Here is a 20,481-nt window from a genome sequence, read left to right as displayed (position 1 = left end):
AGTCATGCGGGAACAACCGGCCGCAGGTCTTTCAGTCTATGTCATCGGCGCTCGCCTGCTGCGACGATGGCTTGGATCAATCATGTGCTTGCGAATGCAGTTCCACCACGTCCCGATCGGCTACCGGATGATCGGCGCCCACCTGCTGGCCGCTGAACTTGCCACTCCCCCAAAGGCGGGCGAACTTGAACGTACGCGCGAGATCAGGGTGCACCTGCAAGGCGACATCCAGCACGGTGTCGCCGCGTCGCATCGTAAAAGGCCGACGCTGGTCGACGGGCTTCCCGGGTGCCTTGGTGTAGACACGCACGATGCCCAGAGCCCTGAAAAGGAACGGTCCGACTTCGGCCAGTCCGCGCCCGTCGGTTGCCGAGGTTGCTAGCGCCGGAAAACGTACACCGAGCAGGTCTTCCAGCACGGCCGCGTCTTCCGGGTTGGCGAGATCAGTCTTGTTGGCCAGCAGCAGCGCAGGGAGGTGAACACTGAACGGGTCAGCCGCCGCTTCCGCCGTCGCCCCAGGGCTGTCGGCCTGATCTGGCCAGCGCTCCGACAGGATGATCTTCGCCTCGGCAAGCCGCCGCAGAATCAGCGCCAACTGTTCTGTACAGTCTGGCGCGCTCAGATCGACCACGAGCAGTACGCCGTCTGTCGCCCGCAATATGTCAGTGAGCCCGGGGTGCATGAATTCGACGCAGACAGGTGGCAGATCCACCAGCTGAAAAGCAATGTCGTCGAACGCCAACATGGCGGGGACCGGCACCTGCGTAGGATGGGGGTAGGGCCCAACCTCGCTGCCCGATCCTGTCAGCCTTGCGTGCAGGCTGGATTTTCCCGCACCGGGCGGGCCGATCAGACAGAGCTGGGCCGCACCTTCAGGATGCACCGCATGTGCCGGCCCTCTGTGAGCGGCCTTCCCGTGGCCCGCAGATGCCTGGGTGAGTTCCCTGATCCGCGACTTGATATCGGCCTGCAGATGCTCCGTGCCCTTGTGTTTCGGGATGACACGGAGCATCTCCTTCAGGCATTCGAGCTGCTCGCGCGGCTGGCGTGCCTGCCGATAGGCTTGTTCGGCCTGCTTGTACTCTGGAGTGAGGTTTGCTGGCATGGGCTGTCGCCAGAGTTTCAGCGTCCGGAAGCCGAAACAGCGATCCAATCGCCAAAGAGCAGTTTCATTCTAGCCTGTCGTCCGCGCTGCTAATGGCAAGCGGGGCCGGCAGCGGCGCCGTACCCGGTCTCCAGCCCGACCTTTCGCTCTGCGCGCAAGGCAGCCCGCCGGCCCCGCACGGTGTTGACGCCGCACAGCAGGCCCAGCCCGACCACGAAGTAGCTGCCGGTGACCAGCAGCGCCTGCCGGTGATCGCCGCCCGTCAGCCAGCTTGCCATGCCATAGGTCAGTGGCCCGGCGATCGAGGCCAGCTTGACCGCCAGGCCCCAGAGCCCGAAGAACTCGGCCGCGCGCGATGGCGGAGCGAGCAGCCCCACCATGGCCCGTCCGGCGGACTGGGCGGCGCCCAGGCACAGGCCGGCCACGTTGGCGGCAAGCCAGAACAGCGGCGCTTCGCGCGCGGCGCGCGCCAGCAGGATGGTCAGGATCCAGCCCAGCAGCGTCAGGGCAATGGCGCGCACGTGGCCGATGCGGTCCTGCACATGGCCGAACAGGAAGGCGCCGGCCGCCGCTGTCAGATTGACCACCAGCACCAGGGTCAGGGTCTGCTGCATGGTGAAGCCCATGGCCTGGTTGGCGTAGATGGCGGTCAGCGTGATCACAGCCTGGATGCCGGCCTGGTAGAACAGGGTGCACAGCAGGAAGCGGCGCAGGTCCTTGAACTGGCGCAGCTGGCCCAGGCGTTGCCATACCCTGGCCCAGGCCGTGCCGATGGCCCGTTCGCCAGCCGGCGCGGCCGCGGCGACCTGTGGCGCGCCGCGGTCGCGCAGCAGCAGGAAGGTCGGCAGGCTCGCCAGGGCAAAGATGGCTGCCGTGATCAGCATGGTGACGGGAACGAACTGGCTGGCGACGTGGCCGCGTGCGGTGGCCCAGTTGACATAGAGCAGGCATGCGCCCAGCGTGACCAGCCCGCCGATATAGCCAAGGCTCCAGCCCCAGCCCGATACCCTGCCCAGGGCTCGGGTGGTGGAGAGCGACGGCAGGAAGGCGGCGATCAGGTTTTCGCCGCTGCCGAAGAAGAAGTTGGACAGGACCACGCACAGGATGGCGATGCCAAGGGTGCCGGGCTGCGCAAAATAGAGCAGGGCGGTGAACACCACGCAACCCGCCGTCGTCACCGCAAGCAGTGGCTTCTTGGCTGCGCGCAGGTCGGCGTAGGCGCCGACCAGCGGCGCGCTGAGCACCACCAGCGCATAGGAGAAGGAAAGTGCCGCGGTCCACGCCAGCGTGGCCCAGGGTGCGTTGCCGGCCACCACGGCGACGAAGTAGGCATTGAACAGCGCGGTGATGACCACCGTGGTGTAGCCCGAATTGGCAAAGTCGTACATGGCCCATGCCCACACTTCGCGCGGCCGTACGTCGACGCCCAGGGCAGAGGGCACGCGGGGCGCGCGAGTGTGGCCACCCGCTTGGGGCACGGTCATGTTCCTTTCTCCACGATGCGGCGCCGCTTCAGCCGAAGCAGGACGCCATAGACGGCCAGCGCCGCGAACACGTGCTTGAGCGTGTGCCCGCTGACCAGCCCGGTGAGCGCGACGATCTGGTGATCCAGCACATCGCAAGCCAGGGCCAGCACATAGCAGCCGGTGATGGCCAGCACATCCCGGTCGCCAGTGTAGCGCGGCGCATAGAGGCAGAGCAGCAGTGGCACCACCAGCATGGCCCACGCCTGGACCAGGAGATAAGGGCGCAGGTCTCCGATGCCTCGGGCTTCGCTCCATGCCCAGTAGCCGACGCTGGCCGGCCCCGCGAACAGCAGCAGCGGCAGCAGGCGCAAGCCGGCCTTCAGGCTGACCCGCTCGCACAGGTTGGCGCCCAGCCAGGACATCAGCGCGAACGCCAGCGGGGCCCTGTCCCACACCAGCCGCTGGTTGTCCGGTGCAAGGTGGTAATAGGCGGAGCCCAGGCCAACCAGGAAGACGGCAAAGAAAAGCAGCCGGTAAGGCCAGGCCTCGGTTGGCGCGATGAAGGCGCGGCTGGCAGCCGTGGTGCCCAGATAGCGCAGGCCGGCCGCGCCCGCGAGCAGGAACAGCAGATTGGAGCCGATGTCGAGGCAGTGGGGCGTGCCGAAGCAGACGTAAGGGTCGGCATAGCGATGGTATTGCGGCGGCTGCGCGATGCGCGGCAGCAGCCAGGCCGCGGTGGCCATGGCCGCCACCAGCAGCCAGACTGCTGCGGCCCTGGCGGCAGGGCGGGCTTGTCGGCAGGCGCGCATGATGGCCTCCTTCCGCTTGTGGACGGCCCCCTTGATAGCCGCGTACTACCAAGTTTCGACAATTGTCTGTTGCTTTGCCAATGCTTTGGCCGTGACGCCGCATTGTTCCGGCATTGGAACGCTGTGTTCGCTTCCGGCAGGCTTCCGCAAATCTGAAGGGCTGCTATCTTCGAGCGCCGTGATCAAAACAAAGTGGCAGCGCCGCGATACACGTCGCCACTGCCCGAAACCCACGGATGTCAGTGAAGAAAGCAACCTCATCAAGCCGGCTGGCGCACCTTGCTGCCGTCGTTCCCTTTGCGGCCTGCCTGTGCGCGCTGCCTGCCGCCGCCGACGCGGCAACCTTCTCGATGCAGGGCGGCTATGGCCGCGACAACGGCCACGGCGTTGAGAAATACGAAGTGGCCGCGCGCTGGGACGATATCGTGCAGTGGCAGCTGTCCAGCCGCTTGGCGCTGTCCCTGGACGGCGAGGTCAATCTCGCGAACTGGCGGGCGCTGTCGCCCCGGCCGTCGAGCCAGTTGACGGAGTTCGGCGTGTCACCGATCTTCCGCCTCAGCTATGCGGGCGAATACGCGACGCCGTTTGTTGAAGCCTCCGTGGGTTTGCGCGTGCTCAGCCATACCGAGATCGCCGATGGCCATCGCATGGGCTCGGCTTTCCAGTTCTCTGACATGGCCGGCGTAGGCATTGCCTTCGGCAAGGCGCAGCGGCTTGCCATCGGCTACCGCTTCCAGCACCTGTCCAATGCCGGCATCAAGCAGCCCAATCCCGGCACCAACTTCAGCATGGGCTACGTGCGCTACCGCTTCTGACGGGGTGGCGGCCGGGCATCGTTCCAGCCGCAGGACACTGCATCGCAATCCCACGGTCTACCGCGCATCGGCCCCAACACCTATCATTGGTCCATGGATCATTGCCTGTCACTATCGGCCGGCATACTCGGAGAACAGACATGAAGCGCATTCTGGGCGTCTACAGCGCACCGCGTCAGCACTGGGTCGGAGATGGTTTTCCGGTGCGCTCGATGTTTTCGTACATGAGCCACGGCAAGCAGCTGAGCCCGTTTCTGCTGCTGGACTACGCCGGGCCGGCCGACTTCACGCCGACACAGCGCCCACGCGGGGTTGGCCAGCATCCGCACCGCGGTTTCGAGACCGTGACCATCGTCTACAAGGGCGAGGTCGCGCATCGCGACTCGACCGGGCAGGGCGGCGTGATCGGCCCCGGCGACGTGCAGTGGATGACGGCGGGCGCCGGCATCCTGCATGAGGAATTCCACTCGCCGGCCTTTACGCAAAGCGGCGGCGCGCTGGAAATGGTGCAGCTGTGGGTCAACCTGCCGGCGCGCGACAAGATGACCACGCCCGGCTACCAGGCCATCGTCGACCGCGATATCCCGGTGGTGCCGATGCCCGATGGCGCCGGCACGGTGCGCGTGATCGCCGGCGAGTACGCGGGCAAGGCCGGTCCGGCGCGCACCTTCACGCCGATGCATGTGTGGGATATGCGCCTGAACCAGGGTGCCAGCACGCGGCTGGCGCTGCCGGAGGGCTGGCATACCGCGCTGGTGGTGCTGCGCGGCAAGATCACGGTCAACGCGGAGGCGACGGTGCGGGATGCCGAGATGGTGGTGCTGGACGGTGCCGGCGAGGATGTGAACATCGAAGCCAGCACCGACGCGGTGGTGCTGCTGCTCAGCGGCGAGCCGATCGACGAGCCGATCGTCGGCCATGGCCCGTTCGTGATGAACACCGAAGAGCAGATCGCCGACGCCTTCCGCGACTTCAGCAGCGGCCACTTCGGCAGCATCGCGGCGGGCGGCCGGTAGGCGCCTGCTGCGGCAACGGGGCGAGCCTTGCGGCTCGCCCCGCTCCGGCATCAGAAGATCTGCCGGATCCCCACGGTCACGCCCACCATGCTCTTTTGCCCGGCCATGGTCGGGTACTTGAAGGCAAAGGCGGTGGCCGCGCCGTCGAAGCTCAGGCCGCCGTTGCGCGCATAGCCGGCGGACAGGTACATGTCGGTGCGCTTGCTGAAGTTGTAGTCGGCGATAAAGCTGACCTGCTGCATGTTGGACGGGTTGGTTTCGGCGGCCGTGGCGGTGGCGCGTGCGCCCTTCACGTCGGCGTAGTAGTAGGCCAGTGACAGGCCCAGCGCGGGCGTGGCCTGGTAGTTGACGCCAGCCCACCAGTAGTCGTCGCGCAGCAGCGTGTCGCCGCTGGCGAACTCTGCCTTGTTGTAGCGGTAACCGAGCGTGAACTTGAATGGGCCGGTGTTGTACAGCGCGGCCGCGCCCAGCTTGGTCATGGTGCCGGGCTGGCCGGTGACCGCGGCGGGGCGCCAGACGTCGGCACCGATCGAGGCGCCGAAGCCGCTGCTGTTCAGGTACATCAGCGAGCCGCCATAGGCGATGTTGTCGCTGAAGTGCCCCGGCACCTCGCCCGCGCCGCCGTTGGCCAGCAGGATGGCGGCATTCTGCACCGCCACGCCGGCGCCGAACGAGAAGTGCGCCACCGCCTGCAGCGGACCGAACTGGCCGGTGTACTTGACCATGTTGTCTTCGCGGTAGTTCAGGCCCATCCACCAGATGCCCGGCTCATAGGTGGCGGCAAAGCGCATCGGCGCGAAGTTGGCCATGCCGTCGAAGAACGACGTGTACTGGCGCCCGAAGGTGAGCTTGCCGATGCTCTTGTTCTGCAGCCCGACATAGGACTGTCGATTGAACAGCGGCGCGCTCTGCAGGTTGCCGCTGTCCCACTGGAAGCCGCTTTCCAGCACGAACAGCGCCTGGTTGCCAGCACCAAGGTCTTCCACGCCGCGCAGGCCCCAGCGCGAGGCGGACAGGCCGCCCACCTGCGGCATGCCGATGCGCTTGCCGCCCTGCGTGGGCGTGGCGGCGGAGGTGGCCACGCGGTTGACATACTCGATCGATCCGTCGATGACCCCATACAGCGTCACGCCGGACTGTGCATTGGCGCTGCCTGCGGCCGCGCCCAGTACAGCCAGCGTGATAAGCGATTTCTTCATGCTAAGTCGTCTCCTGTCGGTTTTTATGGAAGGCGCTGGCCGGTTGCTGCGCCCGGCTCTGTTCCATTAGACCTTTGTGCGTGGTGTCAGGCCCCCTCCTAAAAGGAGTGAATCGGGGTCCGGGTGTTGCCATGCCGCACGGTTGATGGCAGGAGGAGAGTCCCTATTGACTTGAGGTGGGGAGGCGGTTGGCGAAGCACAAAAGAAAACGGGGGCTCGCCAATGCGAGCCCCCGCTTCGGTGCGGCTGGATTTACTGCACGTTGCCTGCGACCGCGATCACCTGGCCGGTGATGTAGTTGGAATCCGGCGAGCAGAACAGGTACACGCCGCCCGCGGCTTCTTCCGGGGTGCCCCCGCGGCCAAGCGGATTGCGCTGGGCGTGCGACTTCAGCATCTCCGGATTCAGCCCAACGCGGATTTCACGGCCTTCGATGTTGACCGTGGCGCCGGCCTTGGCGTCGGCCGAGGTCATGCGGGTGTGGATCAGGCCGAACGCCACCGCATTCACGTTGACATTGAAGCGGCCCCACTCGCGCGCCATGGCGCGGGTCATGCCGATCACGCCGGCCTTGGCGCCGGAGTAGTTGATCTGGCCGGCATTGCCGTTCAGGCCCGAGGTCGACGAGATATTGACGATCTTGCGGTACACCTCGCGGCCGGCTTCCTTGTCGGCGGCGGCCAGTGCCTTGATGTGCGGGTAGGCGGCGCGCAGGATGCGGAACGGTGCGGTCATGTGGCAGTCCAGGATGGCGTACCACTGCTCGTCGCTCATTTTCTGCACCACGTCGTCCCAGGTAAAGCCGGCGTTGTTGACGATGATGTCGATGCTTTTGAAATTGCTCATCGCCGTGCTGATGAAGCGGTCGGCAAAGTCCGGTGCGGACACGTTGCCCACGCAGGCCACGGCTTCGACGCCCATTGCCTTCAGTTCTTCGACGGTCTGTTGCGCCGGCTCGGCGTCCAGGTCATTGATGACCAGGCGCGCACCTTCGCGTGCCAGACGCATGGCGATGGCGTTGCCGATGCCACGGCCCGAACCGGTGACCAGTGCCACCTTGCCTTCAAGTGCTCCCATTTCAGACTCCTTGTGCTTGATTGGATTTACAGGGCAACGACGGCGTCGCCGAGGATCTTGCTTTCGCCATACTGGTTGGCGGTCTGGATTTCCAGCCTGACGCGTTTCTCGCCGTCGACTTCCAGCTTCTCCACCACGCGGCCGGTGCAGGTGATGCGATGGCCCAGGTGCGTGATGCCGACAAAGCGCACGCCGAACTGGCGCAGCTGGCGCTGGTCCACCCACTGCGTCAGCAGGCGGCCCAGGTAGGCCATCGACAGCATGCCGTGGGCAAACACGTCGGGCATGCCGGCCTTGCGCGCGTAGTCGGTGTCGATGTGGATGGCGTTGTGATCGTTCGAGGCGCCGGCAAACAGCGCCAGCGTGGTGCGATTGATCGGTTCCAGCGTCAGCGGCGGCAGGGTGTCGCCCACCTTGACCTGGTCGAAGCTCAGTTTGCTCATGGGGTTCTCCGGTTCAGCAGTTGCGATGCACCAGCACGCTGCGCAGGTCCGCCACGTGCTCGCCGTCCTGGTTGGCGACGCGCGTCTCGCGCACCACGAACTCCAGCGCGCCACCCTTCTTGTCGTAGATGTCGGTGATGGTGGTCTTGAAGTGCAGCGTGTCGCCCGCATAGGCCATGCGGTGGTAGTCGAAGGACTGCTCGCCGTGCAGGATGCGGTCCGGCCGGATGCCGAGTTCCTGGCGCCAGGTGCTGGGCGGCTGCGTCAGCTCCAGCGAGAACAGGAAGGTCGGCGGCAGTGGCAGGCCCGGGTGGCCGGCGTCGCGCGCGGCGGCCTCGTCGGTATAGACCGGGTCGGTCTGGCCGGTGGCCTTGGCGAAAAAGCGCAGCTGGCTGGCCGGCGCGGAGGTGCGGAAGTCCGCAATCACCCGGCCGATATGTTTCTTGTCGATCATGGATGGGCTCCTGTGTCGGGGTGTGCTCAGGCGTGCTTCTGGTACAGCGTGACCACGCAGGCGCCGCCCAGGCCGAGGTTGTGCGTCAGGGCCAGGCGTGCGCCTTCGACCTGGCGCTGGTCGGCGGTGCCGCGCAGCTGCTGGACCATCTCGTAGCATTGCGCCAGGCCGGTGGCGCCCAGCGGATGGCCCTTGGACAGCAGGCCGCCCGACGGGTTGACCACCCACTTGCCGCCGTAGGTGTTGTCGCCGTCGTTGACCAGCTTCTCGGCGCCGCCTTCCGGGCACAGGCCGAGGCCCTCATAGGTCAGCAGCTCGTTCTGCGCGAAGCAGTCGTGCAGCTCGATCACGTCGATGTCCTGCGGGCCGACGCCAGCCTGCTCATAAACCTGCTGCGAGCCTTCGCGCGTCATGTCGAAGCCGACCACGCGGATCATGTCGCGTGCGTCGTAGGTGCTGGGGCGGTCGGTGGTCAGCGACTGGCCGGCGATCAGCACGTCGGTCTTCAGGCCCTTCTTGCGCGCGAATTCCTCCGACACCACGATGGCGGCAGCGGCGCCGCAGGTCGGGGGGCACGCCATCAGGCGCGTGAGCACGCCTTCCCACAGCGCCGGCGCGGCCAGCACGTCCTCGGTGGTCAGCACGTTGCGGAACACGGCCAGCGGGTTGTTGGCGGCGTGGCGGCTGGCCTTGGCGCGGATCCTGGCGAAGGTTTCGAGCTTGGTGCCGTACTTTTCCATATGGGCCTTGCCGGCGCCGGAGAACTGGCGGATGGCATTGGGCAGGTCCTTGCGGTCGACCAGTTCGTCCACCAGGCCGATGGCGCGCTCCAGCGCCGGGGCGCGGTCGTCCCAGCGCGACTTCAGCGCGCCGGGCTGCATGAACTCGAAGCCGACTGCGAGCGCGCAGTCCACCGCGCCGCTCTGCACCGCCTGGCGCGCCAGGAACAGCGCCGACGAGCCGGTGGCACAGTTGTTGTTCACGTTGATGACGGGGATGCCGGTCATGCCGACCTGGTACAGCGCCTTCTGGCCGCAGGTCGAGTCGCCGTACACGTAGCCGGCGTAGGCCTGCTGCACGTCCTCATAGCCGAGGCCGGCGTCTTCCAGCGCCTGGCGCACGGCGGTTGCGCCCATCACGTCATAGGTGTCGCTGCTGCCCGGCTTCTTGAACGGGATCATGCCGGCGCCGGCGACGAAAACCTTGCGAGTCATGTGTGTGCTCCGATGAGTGTTTGCGTTGGGGTCAGTGCTTACAGCTTGCGCGCGATCAGTTCGCGCATCACTTCGCTGGTGCCGCCGTAGATGCGGGTCACGCGCATGTCGGCAAAGGCGCGCGCCACCGGGTACTCCATCATGTAGCCGTAGCCGCCGTGCAGCTGCACCATCTGGTCCAGCGCGGTGCCCAGCACTTCGGTCGCATGGAGCTTGGCGATGGCCGCTTCTTCCAGCGTCAGGCGGCGGCGAATGTGCTCGCCGAGGTAGTGGTCGACCAGCAGCCGCACCGAGATCGCCTGCGTCTTGATGTCGGCCAGCTTGAACTTGGTGTTCTGGAAGTCCCAGACGGTCTGGTTGAAGGCCTTGCGGTCCTTGACGTAGGCCAGCGTGTGTTCCAGGCAGACCTCCAGCTTGGCGGCGGCGCTGACCGCGATCGACAGGCGCTCCTGCGGCAGCTCGGCCATCAGGTAGGCGAAGCCCTTGCCTTCCTCGCCCAGCAGGTTGGCCACTGGCACGCGCACGTTGTCGAAGAACAGCTCGGCGGTGTCCTGCGCGTGCTGGCCGACCTTGTCCAGCTTGCGGCCGCGGCGGAAGCCCTCGCGCTCGGCTTCGACCACGATCAGGCTGACGCCGCGCGCGCCGGCGGCCGGGTCGGTCTTGCAGACCATGATGATCAGGTCGGCGTTCAGGCCGTTGCTGATGAAGGTCTTGCTGCCGTTGATCACGTACTCGTCGCCATCGCGGATGGCGGTGGTGCGGATCGCCTTGAGGTCGCTGCCGGTGCCCGGCTCGGTCATGCCGATGGCCAGGATGCTCTCGCCGGAGCAGACCTTGGGCAGCCAGCGCTGCTTCTGTTCCTCGTTGCCGATGCGGGCGATATACGGCGCGATGATGTCGGAGTGCACGCCGAAGCCGACCCCGCTCAGGCCGGCGCGGGCATACTCTTCGGCATAGATCGCGGAATGGCCGAAGTCACCGCCGCCGCCGCCGTACTCGGTCGGCAGCGTCACGCACAGCAGGCCTTCGCGGCCGGCCTTGAGCCAGGTCTCGCGGTCGACCTTGCCGGCCTTGTCCCATTCGGCTTGCCTGGGCAGGCATTCGCGTTCCAGGAAGCGGCGCACGGTGGTGCGGAACATCTCGTGGTCGTCACGATAGATGCTGCGGTTGATTTCCATTGGGTGACTCCGGATATCGGTCTGCGGGAGGTTGCCTCGGCCCAGGCTTGCGGCCACTGGTATGGCGCTAAGGTACCGGGGAGGAGGGGGCCGCGAACACCACCCGCGTCAGGTGGCCGGAGACAGCAAGGAGGGGGCCGCGCATGGGTTGCGCGGCGTTGGAGAGGGGGAGCGGGGAGGGAGACGGGGCGGCCGCGCCGTCAGTGCGGCGCGTCAGGCGGCTGGGCGCCGCCGGCCTGGTCCAGTTCGCGGTCGCGGGCGCGGGCCACGGCCTCGTCGCGGCTGCTGACGCCGAGCTTGCGGAAGATGTTGCGCAAGTGCCATTTCACCGTCTCCGGCGACAGGCCCAGGGTACGCGCGATCTTCTTGTTGGGCAGGGCCTGGCCGAGCAGGCGCACGACATCGGCTTCGCGGTCGCTCAGTTCCTCAATGCGCACGTCGGCCCTGGCCGGGCTGCCGGCGGGCGCGGCAGCCGCGGCGGTGCCGCCCGCTGCGCCGGCTTCTGCGGCGCGCTGCGGCACGGCGGCCTGCAGGCGTTCGACATAGAAGGCCAGCACCGGGTCCAGCGTGGTGTCCGCGGCCACGCGCACGATCTGGCCGAGTGCGCCGGGGCAGGCATCGATCACGCTGCGCATCAGGCCGAGCCGGTGGCCCCGGCGCAAGCTTTCCAGCACATGCGTGCGAGCCGCCTCGGCGTCGCCGCGGCGCGATGCCACCACGGCCGCCAGCATGTGCATCTGTGCCACGTGGCGTTGCCAGCCGCGCGCCTCGCAGTACGCGATCAGCGCTGCCGTGCGGGCCTCGGCCCCGCGCATGTCGTCATGCGCCAGGCTGAGCAGCAGGTGGGCGCGCTCGGTCACCATGTGAATGGCGTCCAGCGAGCCGCGCGGCGCGTTGCGATGGCGCTCGGCAATGGCGTCCAGGCGCGCCAGCGCGGCCTCGGCGGCGGCGATGTCGCCGCTGGCAAGGTGCAGCCGGATCTGGTTGGCCAGGCTCTGCGCCACCAGCCGGTCCAGGCGCAACTGCGTGCCGTAGTCTTCCAGCCGTTCCAGCTGCGCGAAGGCATCGAGGCGGTGGCCGCAGATCCAGTGCGCGGCTGCCAGCACGGTGTGCACCCGCAGCACCGAGTCAGGGATCGATACCCGTTCGAGCACGTCGACCCGGTCTTCCAGGAGCCGGCGCGCGGCCTCCAGGTCGTTCTGCTCGTACAGCGCCTCGCCCAGCAGGGCCGCGGCAAAGTACTCCGGCTCGGCGCCGGCGCCGCCGTGGCTCGCCTGCTCGACTTCGCGCAGCACGTCGCGGGCGACGCGCTCGGCCTGGATCATGTTGCCTTCCAGCGCATGGCTGAAGCCGATCATGCAGCGCCCGTTGAGCATGCCGCTGGCGGTGCCCAGCAGCGGCACGCCGTCGATCACCAGCGGCGGCGCCTCGGTCTGGATGCGGCGGGCGCGCTCATAGTCGCCCAGGTGCATGTAGAGCCACGACAGCAGGTTGTTGCGCGAGCCGACAAACAGCGCCGGCATGTCGGCGGGCACGTTCTCGATCTGCGGCAGCAGCGCCAGCGCGCCCTGGCTGTCGTCGCGCAGCAGCACCAGGGAAAAGCGCAGCAGCGCGAGCCGGTAGCGCAGCGAGGTGTCGCCCGGCGGGATGTCGGCCTCCAGCCGGTCCGCGGCCGCGGCGCACGCGTCCAGCTCGCGCGAGAACATCTGCGTGCGCAGCGCCAGCAGGCGCAGTTCAGGGCGTGCCTGCACCTGGTCGGCGGGGATGGTGCGCAGCAGGCCGAGCGCCTTGCGCACCTCGCCGCGCATGATCAGGGTGTCGGCATAGCGCTGCACCAGGTCGGCGGCGGTGTCGGCATCGCCGGCCAGCACGGCATGCCGCACGGCCTCTTCCAGCATGCGATGGTCGCGGAACCAGCGCCAGGCCGCCGCGTGCACGGCGCGCTGCTGGGCCTCGCTGCGCGAGCGGAAACGCTGGGCCAGGGTTTCGCGCAGCAGCGGATGCAGCCGGTACCAGGATTCGCGCTCGGGGCCCTGCGCCGGGGTGATGAAGAGATTCTCCTGTTCCAGCCGTGCCAGCAGCGCCAGGATCTCGCCTTCGCCCAGCGCCTGCTCGCCCAGGGCCTCGCACAGCGACGCGGTGAAGCGTTCGCACGCGGCGGCGCGCACCAGCAGCTCGGCCTCATCCGGCGCCAGGCGCGACAGCACCTCGCGTTCGAAATACTCGGCGAAGGCGCCGGCATCCTGCACGCTGGCCTGCACGAAGCCGGTGGCAAAGGTGAGGCCGCTGGCGTTGGCTTTCTTGCGCTTCCAGTGCGCGGCAAAGAGCTGCAGGCCGGCCACCCAGCCGTCGGTCAGTTCGTGCAGCATGCGCGCATCGCGCGGGCTGATCTCGCCCAGCTGGGCGCGCAGGAAATGCTGCGATTCAGCCAGCGTGAAGCGCAGGTCGCGCTGGTCCAGCTCCAGCAGCATGCCCTGGTCGCGCAGGCGCCCGAGCGACAGTGGCAGCGCCACGCGCGAGGCCAGCACCACATGGAAATTGGCCGGGGCATAGTCGAGCAGCCACTGCAGCGGTTCCAGCACGCGCGGCGCGGTCAGGTGGTGCACGTCGTCGAGCACCATCGTCACGTCGCGCGGGTGGGCGGCAATGCCGCGCACCAGCGCGATGATGGCGCGCTCGACGGCCTCGTCGTCCGTGCCGCGGTCGGCCAGCACCATGGCTTCGCGCGTCAGCGCGGGGCTGACCTCGGACAGGCAGCCGAGCAGGCGGTCCAGCCAGCGCTGGCGCTCGTTGTCGGCCGGCTCCAGCGTCAGCGCGGCCATGTCGAAGCCGAGCGCCAGCAGGTCCAGCCGCCATGCGGTCAGCAGCGCGGTCTTGCCGTAGCCGGCCGGGCCCTGCAGCACGATGCAGCGCCGGCGCCGCGCCTCGGTCAGCTGCGCCAGCAGGCGCTCGCGCGCGACCACACGCGCCGCGCTGCGCAGCGAGGCCGGCCGGGACGGCTGCGAGACTGGCGCGGCGGGCTGGCTACGGGGTGCGGCTGGCGGATTGGCTGGCGTCTGGGGCATGGGCGAGGCTGGACGGTGCAGGTGAGGTGCGGAGGAAATGCGGGTGAGGCAGCGCGATGCGCGGTAAAGGCGGCACTTTGTGGCGATTGTACTGGCAGACGCGGCGCGGCGGCCAAGCCACGCCTGGCCAGCTGTCCGGGTGGCCAGGGTGAGACGCGCACAGCACCCGCAGGCCACCCGGAACAGGTGGGGAAGGGTTTGCCGGGTGTCCGGTCACAAGGCGTCGCCTTATATTCGCGCAGCGGCAAGCCCGCCGGCGAAGCGCGTGCCGTTTCACGCCTGCACGCCTTCGCCCCTTCGTTGCTTCGCCGCTTCGTCCCTTTGCCCCGCTTCGATTGCGCACTGGACGCCCATGGAAACCATACATGCTGCCGTCGCGACCCGCCTCGTGCCGCCGCGCCAGAACCGGCGCTCGATCGCGCGCGAGGTCCTGCTGCAGCGCCTGCGCGACGCCAGGCATGGCCGGCTGGTATTGCTGACTGCGCCTGCCGGCTATGGCAAGACCACCGTCATGGCGCAGTGGCGCCACCGCCTGCTGGCCGGCGGCGCGCGCGTGGCCTGGCTCACGCTCGCGCCGGAAGACGACGACCTGGGACAGTTCTGCGCCAGCCTCGACGCCAGCCTGCGGCAGGCCGGCATCCGCGTGTGCCGGCCCGGCCAGGAGTTTGGTTACGACCCGGCGCACCCCATCGAGTTGCTGCCCGCGTTCGTCGCGCTGCTGGACGGCGTGCCGGGCGAGGTCTACCTGATGCTGGACGGGCTCGACCGCCTGCGGCACCCGGCCACGCTGGCCTTCCTGCAGGGCGTGCTGTGCGCGCGCCTGCCGCACCTGCATATCGTCGCCGCGGCGCGCGGCGAGGCCGGGCTGGCCCTGGGCCGGCTGCGCGCTGGCGGGGAGCTGGCCGAAGCCGGCCGCGCCGAGCTGGCCTTCAGCGTTGCCGAAACGCTGGCCTTCGTGGGCCAGCGCGTGGAAGGACGCACCGCGCGCCGGGAGAGTTCGCAAGCCGCGGTCGACACAGCGGTGGTGCTGCAGGAAGTCACCGAGGGCTGGCCCGCCGGCCTTGAACTGGTTGCCGCATCGCTGCGCGTGGGCCAGGAACCGGCGTGGCCGCATGCGCAATCCGCCGCCCTGCACGCCTACTGGCAGGAGGAAGTGACCGCCGGATTGCCGCCGGCGTTACTGGACTTCATGCGCTGTCTCGCGGTGCCGCGCCGCATCCATGCCGAGCTGGCCGCGCTGCTTGCCCGCTGCGCGCAGGCGCCGGCGCGCCTTGCCGAGATCGCCGCGCGCGGCCTGTTCCTGGAGCCAGCCCCGCCCGAGCCGGTTGAGGTTGCCGATGGGAACGGGCAGGGCTGGTACCGCTTCCACCCGTTGTTCCGGGCGCACCTGCTGCATGACCTGGAGCACGGCACGGGCCCCGGGCCGCATGGACTGCCCGAGCTGCAGCGGCTGCACGGGCTTGCGTCCGCGTGGCTGGACCGTTGCGGCAAGCCGGCGGAGGCCATCGGACACGCACTGTGCAGCGGCGACTTTGGCCGTGTGCTGGCGCTGGTGGAGGCCACCGCGGCCCACTTGCCCGGCGTCAGTCCGCTGCGGGACTTCCTGCAGTGGGCCGACGGCATCGCACCCGCGCGGCTGGCGTTGCACCCGGCGCTGCTGCTGGCCTCGGCATGGGCGTGCGTGGTTTCGGTGCGGCCGCAGCATGCCGAGCACTGGATCCGGCGCTGGGAAGCCAGCGCCGGGCCCGGCGTGGATACCGTCGTGCACGCCACGGTGATGCGCGCGACCATTGCCGCGCAGCAGGACGACCACCCGCGGGTGCGGGCGCTGCTCGACAGCCTGCAGGGCAGGCCGCTGGGCAACCCCGCGCTCGAGCAGATCCGCATGAGCCTGGCGTTGCGCTACGGCACCCTGCTGGGCTGCCAGCCCCGCTCGCGTGCGCTGTACCGCTGCGCGGCGCAGCCCGGCGACACCGAGATCGCGCTGATGGGTGCCGGCACGCTGGCGCTGACGGCCTGGATCGAGGGCAATGCTTACGAGACGCTGCGGCTCGGCACGGACGTGCTGGCGGCCGCGCAGCATGCCTATGGGCGCCGCTCGATCGCGGCCAGCCTGTGCGCGGTGCCGGTGGCTGCCGCGCCGTACGAGCAGGACCGCATCGCCGAAGCCAGCGAAGTGCTGGCGGGCCGGCTGCAGACGCTGCGCACCGGCACCCCGGACGTGCTGATCGAAGCGGCGCTGTGCCATGCGCGGCTGCAATGGCTGGCCGGCGCGCGCCATGAGGCCCTGGCGGAACTGGTGGAAGCCGAAGCCATGTTCCACCGCCGTGGCCTGCCGCGCGGGGTGGCGCGCGTGGCGGCCGAGCGCCAGCGGCTGGCGCTGCTGGGCAAGGACTTGCGCCACGCGCAGCGGCTGCAGGCCTCGCTGGAGGAACTGAGCTGGCAGGATCCGGGCGCTACACCGCGCGCCCAGGAAATCGCGGCTGTGGCGGCGCTGGCCCGCGCACGGCTGGCGCTGGCGCAAGGCGAGCCCGCGCAGGCGCTTGCCGCGCTTGGCACCGTGCGTGGCCTGTATGTGGCTTCGGTCCGGGAACCGCTGCTTGTGACCGTCGACCTGCTGCAGGCCACCGCGCTCGACGATCTCTATCGTCCCGATGAAGCGGCGCAGTATCTTGAAGCTGCGCTGGCGGCGGGCGAGCGGCTGGGGTTGGTGCGCACTTTCCTCGATGAAGGCGAACGTATCTTCAGCTTGCTGGCAGGCATGGCTGGCAGGGCGGACGGTGGCACGGCGGGGCGCGTGGCTTACCTGGCGCGCCTATGCGAGGCCGCCGCAATGCCGGCGCCGCCGCCCGGGCCGGCCGAGCCCAGCCCCGAGCCCGCCGCCGCGCCGGCCGCGTTGCCGCCGGCCGACGTCGGCAAGGGCCGGCTGCTGACCCCGCGCGAGCGCGAGATCCTGGCGCTGCTGGAGCAGGCGATGTCGAACAAGCGCATTGCGCTGGTGCTCAACCTTAGCGTCGACACCGTCAAGTGGAACCTGCGGCAGATCTACGCCAAGCTCAACGTGTCGCGCCGCTACGATGCCATCCTGGTGGCGCGCAGTGCGTTGCGGCGGCCGGGCTGACCGCACTGGCCAGCCGGCTGCGCGCTTGCCTTATTCCGCGGTGGCGCCGCTGGTCTTGATCATCTGGGCGACCACGGGCTCGGTCGCGTCGAATTCGCGCCGGAACTCCGCCGGCGAGTTACCCACCGGATCCATGGCCAGCGCCTCGAGCCGCGCGCGCATGGTCGGCGACTGGATCGACGCCCGCGCTTCTGTCTCAAGCCTGGACAGGACCGCCGCCGGCGTGCCGGCACGCGCGAACAGGCCAAGCCAGGCTGGCGAGCGCAGTTCCTGCTGCTTCAGCCCGGCCTCGGCCATGGTCGGTACGTCGGGCAACTCCTTGATGCGCTTGTCGCCCATCACGGCGAGGGCGGTCAGCCGGCCGCTCTTGATATGGGGGCCGAGCGTGCTCATCGAGCCGATCGCCCAGGCGATGTTGCCGGCGATCATGTCCTGCGCCATCGGTGCCTCACCCTTGTAGGCCACGTGCGCCATGTCCAGGCCGCGCACCTGGTTCAGGTGCGCTCCGACCAGGTGCGGGAAGGTGCCGACGCCATAGGAGCCGTAGCTGACCTTGCCCTTGTTCTTCGCGGCCCAGTCCAGGAACTGCTGCATGTTCTTTGCCGGCACGTCCCGGCTCACCACCAGCACGATCTTGGCGACGGACACCTCGGTGATGAAGGCCAGGTCCCGGCGCACGTCGTAGGGCACGTTGCGGTACAGGTGTGGCGTGTTGATCAGCGGCGAGGAGTGGCTGAGCAGGATCGTGTAGCCGTCCGGCGCGGCACGCGTGATGGCCTGCACGGCGATCACGCCCGCGCCGCCGGGCTTGTTGTCGACGATGATGGTTTGCCCGAGACGCTTGCCCATGTCCTCGGCCAGCGCGCGTGCCACGGTGTCGGTGGCGCCGCCGGGCGGGCCCGGGACAACGAAGGTGATGGGACGCGACGGGTAGCTCTGGGCACCGCAGGCGGCGCTCCACGCCATCGCTGCCATCGCGATCAGGGACTTCATGCGCATGATGTGATACCTCGGGAAAGGGAGTAGGGGGCGGCGCAGCAAGGAAGCTGTATGTGGGAAGTTATAGGATGCCCGGCACCTTGCATGCCCCCCATATCGGCTGGGCGGGATTGCCCTAGGTGGCGGTGGCGCGCAGCAGGGCAGCCATAAAAAGAAAGCTCCGGCACGAGGCCGGAGCAAAGCACGCGGCCGGACGATGCCGGCCGGGTGGAGATTGGGTTGTACGGCGCGGCGCCTGCCGCGCGGGTGCGCCTTAGCGCTCTGCCATCAGCCCCAGGCCCTGTGCCTGCAGTTGGGCCACGCCATCGGCATCGAAGCCCCAGTCGCGCAGCGCGGCGGCGCCATGCTCGCCGCGCGCCGGCGCGGGCCCGGAGATCTCGGAAGGTGTGCCAAGGAATCGCGGCGCCGGCGCCGGCTGCACCACGCCCGCGACTTCGACGAAGCTGCCGCGTGCGCGGTGATGCGGGTGGTTGGGCGCTTCGCTGAATGCCAGCACCGGTGCGATGCAGGCATCGCTGCCTTCGAACACGGCGCACCATTCATCGCGCGTGCGCGTCAGGAAGACGGCCTCGAACTGCTCGCGCAGCGCGGGCCAGCCGTTGCGGTCGTACTGGGCCGGCAGGTCCTTGCCGGCAAGGTCCAGCTTGTCCAGCAGCTCGGCGTAGAAGCGGCCCTCGACCGGGCCGATCGACATGTACTTGCCGTCGCGCGTGCGGTAGTTGTCATACCAGGGCGCACCGCCGTCGAGCACGTTGGCCTGGCGCTCTTCGCGCCAGTTGCCCGAGGCCAGCAGACCCCAGAACACCGCGCCCAGTTGCGCGGCGCCTTCGGTCATGGCCGCGTCGACCACCTGGCCCTTGCCGCCGCGCTGGACGTTGAGCAATGCCGCCACCACGCCGAGCGCCAGCAGCATGCCGCCGCCGCCATAGTCGCCGACCAGGTTCAGCGGCGGCACCGGTGCCTGCCCGGCACGGCCGATACCCGACAACACGCCGGACAGCGCGACATAGTTCAGGTCATGGCCGGCACGGTCGGCCAGCGGGCCGGTCTGGCCCCAGCCGGTCATGCGCGCATAGACCAGCCTGGGGTTGAGCGCCAGCGCGGTGTCAGGCCCCAGGCCCAGGCGTTCCATGGTGCCCGGGCGGAAGCCTTCGATCACCACGTCGGCGCGTTCGACCAGCGCCAGCGCCGCGCGCTGCGCTTGCGGCTGCTTCAGGTCCAACGTGACCGAGCGGCGGCCGCGTCCGGTGATATCCACGCGTTTGCCGGTGGCCGACCTGGGCCCCAGGTCAGCCGGCGCCGCCGGGCGGTCGACGCGCAGCACGTCGGCGCCCATGTCGGCCAGCAGCATGGCGCCGAACGGGCCTGGCCCGATGGCTTCGAATTCCAGTACGCGGATCCCGCTCAGTACACCCATGGTGGTTCTCCTCTTGCCCAGTCCTGTTTGCATGGGACGCACCCATGCCCTTGATAGTGTTTTTGCACTGGCTGCAAGTAGACCAAAAGCGGGCATCCCCGAGCCCCACCCGTATCAGGTAGTAGGCCGCCCACCCTTCCTGCGGTGCACAAATGCGCTCCTATAATCGGTTCACCATGCGGCCGCAGTGCGGGCCGGAAGACGAAGTGAGCCGGAGCCAGACGTGAGCAATACCCAGCGCGCAATCGCATCGCCAACGCGGACACGGCAGGCCGCGCGCCTGTTGCCGGTCCTGAGCGAGCTCAGGCAGGAGGTGCGCTCGCTGAGCCTGCGTGCGCATCGTCTCGCGCTCGCCCAGGCAGACGGTGATGACGATGCCTGCCGCCAACAGCTGGCGCAGTTGTTCGAGCGCTGGATCGAAGACGGCTCGCCACGCGCGCAAGTGATCTGCTTTGCCTCGGCCGCCGAGTTCGGCCTGCCGCTGCACCGGCATGCCGAGCGCTGCCGCGCCGCGGCGATGTGCGACGGCTCCGATGCGGTGCGCGCGTTGTACTGGACGGCGCTGCACCGCACGCGCAGCCGCGTTGGCATGACCGCGCAGATGGAAGATGCGCAGGCCGCCGTGCTGCCCGCGGTGGCGCCAGCGCCACCTGCTGCCGCGCAACTGCGGGTGCTGCCCGCCGCATCGGCGCGGCCGCTGTGCCGCCGCTGCGAGCGGCTGCGCCTGGATGCGCGCTGCGCCAACGGCCACGGTGCGTTGCGCCCGCTGGGCGACATGCAGTGGCGCAGCCTGGCCGCGGGCGTGCAATGCCAGACGCGCGAGCACCAGTGCGATACCTGCAACACACACTGGACCCAGCACCGCAGCGCGGCGGATCCCTTTACCGCCTGGACCATCTGCCGGCGCGGCAACGCCATCCCGGCAAGGGACGCATTGACAGCCTGAAAGCGATGCACCGGCCATGCTGCAATGGCCGGCAAGAACGGAAACGGCGCGCCGGACCTTGCGGACCGGCGCGCCGTTTTATCTGCGGAACAGGACACTGATATGTATTGACCGTGTCAAGTGCTCAGCTTCCTGTTCATGATCGGTTAAATCCCGC

The 20,481-nt window shown here is 68.8% G+C and carries 16 protein-coding genes; 4 read left to right on the top strand and 12 right to left on the bottom strand.

Translation table 11 applies throughout. From position 1 onward, the window contains the following. Window positions 1–76: 76 nt before the first annotated feature. The 3 genes from AC07UK_RS37380 to AC07UK_RS37370 all read right to left on the bottom strand — a co-directional run bounded on the left by AC07UK_RS37380 (window position 77) and on the right by AC07UK_RS37370 (window position 3,380). Window positions 77–1,105, bottom strand: coding sequence for a TGS domain-containing protein (locus AC07UK_RS37380; RefSeq protein ID WP_436221277.1), 1,029 nt, complete (start codon window positions 1,103–1,105; stop codon window positions 77–79). A gap of 89 nt (window positions 1,106–1,194) precedes the next feature. After that, window positions 1,195–2,589: an MFS transporter gene (locus AC07UK_RS37375; protein ID WP_436221278.1), complete on the bottom strand. Its 1,395-nt coding sequence runs from the start codon at window positions 2,587–2,589 to the stop codon at window positions 1,195–1,197. Beyond that, window positions 2,586–3,380 carry a hypothetical protein gene (locus tag AC07UK_RS37370; protein WP_494688118.1) on the bottom strand — a complete coding sequence of 265 codons (795 nt, stop codon included), beginning with the start codon at window positions 3,378–3,380 and terminating at the stop codon, window positions 2,586–2,588. The genes AC07UK_RS37375 and AC07UK_RS37370 overlap by 4 nt, the downstream gene beginning before the upstream one ends. A 236-nt stretch (window positions 3,381–3,616) precedes the next feature. Between AC07UK_RS37370 and AC07UK_RS37365 the strand changes: the two genes are divergently transcribed. Together AC07UK_RS37365 and AC07UK_RS37360 are read left to right on the top strand one after the other, a co-directional pair. Beyond that, on the top strand, window positions 3,617–4,195 hold the full coding sequence (locus tag AC07UK_RS37365; RefSeq protein ID WP_436221280.1) for an acyloxyacyl hydrolase: 579 nt from the start codon (window positions 3,617–3,619) through the stop codon (window positions 4,193–4,195). Between the two features lie 140 nt (window positions 4,196–4,335). Beyond that, window positions 4,336–5,211 (top strand): pirin family protein, encoded by an 876-nt coding sequence (locus AC07UK_RS37360; protein WP_436221281.1) that lies wholly within the window; start codon window positions 4,336–4,338, stop codon window positions 5,209–5,211. Window positions 5,212–5,261: 50 nt separating this feature from the next. Here the strand turns inward: AC07UK_RS37360 and AC07UK_RS37355 are convergent, their stop codons facing one another. From AC07UK_RS37355 to AC07UK_RS37325, 7 genes are all read right to left on the bottom strand, one after another. Continuing rightward, entirely contained in the window at window positions 5,262–6,410 is a 1,149-nt protein-coding gene (locus AC07UK_RS37355; RefSeq protein WP_436221282.1) for a porin, read from the bottom strand. A gap of 252 nt (window positions 6,411–6,662) precedes the next feature. Next, window positions 6,663–7,487: an SDR family NAD(P)-dependent oxidoreductase gene (locus AC07UK_RS37350; RefSeq protein ID WP_436221283.1), complete on the bottom strand. Its 825-nt coding sequence runs from the start codon at window positions 7,485–7,487 to the stop codon at window positions 6,663–6,665. Window positions 7,488–7,513: 26 nt separating this feature from the next. Then, window positions 7,514–7,930, bottom strand: coding sequence for a MaoC family dehydratase (locus tag AC07UK_RS37345; protein ID WP_436221284.1), 417 nt, complete (start codon window positions 7,928–7,930; stop codon window positions 7,514–7,516). Between the two features lie 13 nt (window positions 7,931–7,943). Then, window positions 7,944–8,384, bottom strand: a complete 441-nt coding sequence (locus AC07UK_RS37340; RefSeq protein WP_494688117.1) for a MaoC family dehydratase N-terminal domain-containing protein — start codon at window positions 8,382–8,384, stop codon at window positions 7,944–7,946. Window positions 8,385–8,410: 26 nt separating this feature from the next. Continuing rightward, the gene (locus tag AC07UK_RS37335; RefSeq protein ID WP_436221285.1) at window positions 8,411–9,598 is read right to left on the bottom strand and encodes a lipid-transfer protein; all 1,188 of its coding nucleotides are present in this window, start codon (window positions 9,596–9,598) and stop codon (window positions 8,411–8,413) included. A gap of 38 nt (window positions 9,599–9,636) precedes the next feature. Further along, window positions 9,637–10,776 (bottom strand): acyl-CoA dehydrogenase family protein, encoded by a 1,140-nt coding sequence (locus AC07UK_RS37330; RefSeq protein ID WP_436221286.1) that lies wholly within the window; start codon window positions 10,774–10,776, stop codon window positions 9,637–9,639. A 200-nt stretch (window positions 10,777–10,976) separates the two neighbouring features. Then, a complete protein-coding gene (locus AC07UK_RS37325; RefSeq protein ID WP_494688116.1) occupies window positions 10,977–13,841 on the bottom strand; it encodes a winged helix-turn-helix domain-containing protein in 2,865 nt (954 codons plus the stop codon). 352 nt (window positions 13,842–14,193) lie between these two features. On the opposite strand from AC07UK_RS37325, the gene AC07UK_RS37320 reads away from it, so the two are divergent. Continuing rightward, window positions 14,194–16,962 carry a winged helix-turn-helix domain-containing protein gene (locus tag AC07UK_RS37320; RefSeq protein WP_494688115.1) on the top strand — a complete coding sequence of 923 codons (2,769 nt, stop codon included), beginning with the start codon at window positions 14,194–14,196 and terminating at the stop codon, window positions 16,960–16,962. A 30-nt stretch (window positions 16,963–16,992) separates the two neighbouring features. On the opposite strand, the gene AC07UK_RS37315 is transcribed toward AC07UK_RS37320, so the two are convergent. After that, entirely contained in the window at window positions 16,993–17,961 is a 969-nt protein-coding gene (locus AC07UK_RS37315) for a Bug family tripartite tricarboxylate transporter substrate binding protein (RefSeq protein ID WP_436221289.1), read from the bottom strand. A 253-nt stretch (window positions 17,962–18,214) separates the two neighbouring features. Further along, the gene (locus AC07UK_RS37310; RefSeq protein ID WP_436221290.1) at window positions 18,215–19,378 is read right to left on the bottom strand and encodes a CaiB/BaiF CoA transferase family protein; all 1,164 of its coding nucleotides are present in this window, start codon (window positions 19,376–19,378) and stop codon (window positions 18,215–18,217) included. A 223-nt stretch (window positions 19,379–19,601) separates the two neighbouring features. Between AC07UK_RS37310 and AC07UK_RS37305 the strand changes: the two genes are divergently transcribed. After that, the gene (locus AC07UK_RS37305) at window positions 19,602–20,324 is read left to right on the top strand and encodes a hypothetical protein (protein ID WP_436221291.1); all 723 of its coding nucleotides are present in this window, start codon (window positions 19,602–19,604) and stop codon (window positions 20,322–20,324) included. Window positions 20,325–20,481 lie beyond the last annotated feature (157 nt).

The sequence above is a fragment of the Cupriavidus sp. GW821-FHT07C08 genome, assembly GCF_059419025.1.
The sequence above is the reverse complement of the archived record's forward strand: the minus strand, read 5'-3'. Positions and strand labels throughout refer to the sequence as shown.

Coding starts and splice junctions, on each gene's coding strand:
- AC07UK_RS37380 (WP_436221277.1), bottom strand. CDS start 1,105: ATGCCAGCAAACCTCACTCCAGAGTACAAGCAGGCCGAACAAGCCTAT.
- AC07UK_RS37375 (WP_436221278.1), bottom strand. CDS start 2,589: ATGACCGTGCCCCAAGCGGGTGGCCACACTCGCGCGCCCCGCGTGCCC.
- AC07UK_RS37370 (WP_494688118.1), bottom strand. CDS start 3,380: ATGCGCGCCTGCCGACAAGCCCGCCCTGCCGCCAGGGCCGCAGCAGTC.
- AC07UK_RS37365 (WP_436221280.1), top strand. CDS start 3,617: ATGTCAGTGAAGAAAGCAACCTCATCAAGCCGGCTGGCGCACCTTGCT.
- AC07UK_RS37360 (WP_436221281.1), top strand. CDS start 4,336: ATGAAGCGCATTCTGGGCGTCTACAGCGCACCGCGTCAGCACTGGGTC.
- AC07UK_RS37355 (WP_436221282.1), bottom strand. CDS start 6,410: ATGAAGAAATCGCTTATCACGCTGGCTGTACTGGGCGCGGCCGCAGGC.
- AC07UK_RS37350 (WP_436221283.1), bottom strand. CDS start 7,487: ATGGGAGCACTTGAAGGCAAGGTGGCACTGGTCACCGGTTCGGGCCGT.
- AC07UK_RS37345 (WP_436221284.1), bottom strand. CDS start 7,930: ATGAGCAAACTGAGCTTCGACCAGGTCAAGGTGGGCGACACCCTGCCG.
- AC07UK_RS37340 (WP_494688117.1), bottom strand. CDS start 8,384: ATGATCGACAAGAAACATATCGGCCGGGTGATTGCGGACTTCCGCACC.
- AC07UK_RS37335 (WP_436221285.1), bottom strand. CDS start 9,598: ATGACTCGCAAGGTTTTCGTCGCCGGCGCCGGCATGATCCCGTTCAAG.
- AC07UK_RS37330 (WP_436221286.1), bottom strand. CDS start 10,776: ATGGAAATCAACCGCAGCATCTATCGTGACGACCACGAGATGTTCCGC.
- AC07UK_RS37325 (WP_494688116.1), bottom strand. CDS start 13,841: ATGCCCCAGACGCCAGCCAATCCGCCAGCCGCACCCCGTAGCCAGCCC.
- AC07UK_RS37320 (WP_494688115.1), top strand. CDS start 14,194: ATGGAAACCATACATGCTGCCGTCGCGACCCGCCTCGTGCCGCCGCGC.
- AC07UK_RS37315 (WP_436221289.1), bottom strand. CDS start 17,961: ATGCGCATGAAGTCCCTGATCGCGATGGCAGCGATGGCGTGGAGCGCC.
- AC07UK_RS37310 (WP_436221290.1), bottom strand. CDS start 19,378: ATGGGTGTACTGAGCGGGATCCGCGTACTGGAATTCGAAGCCATCGGG.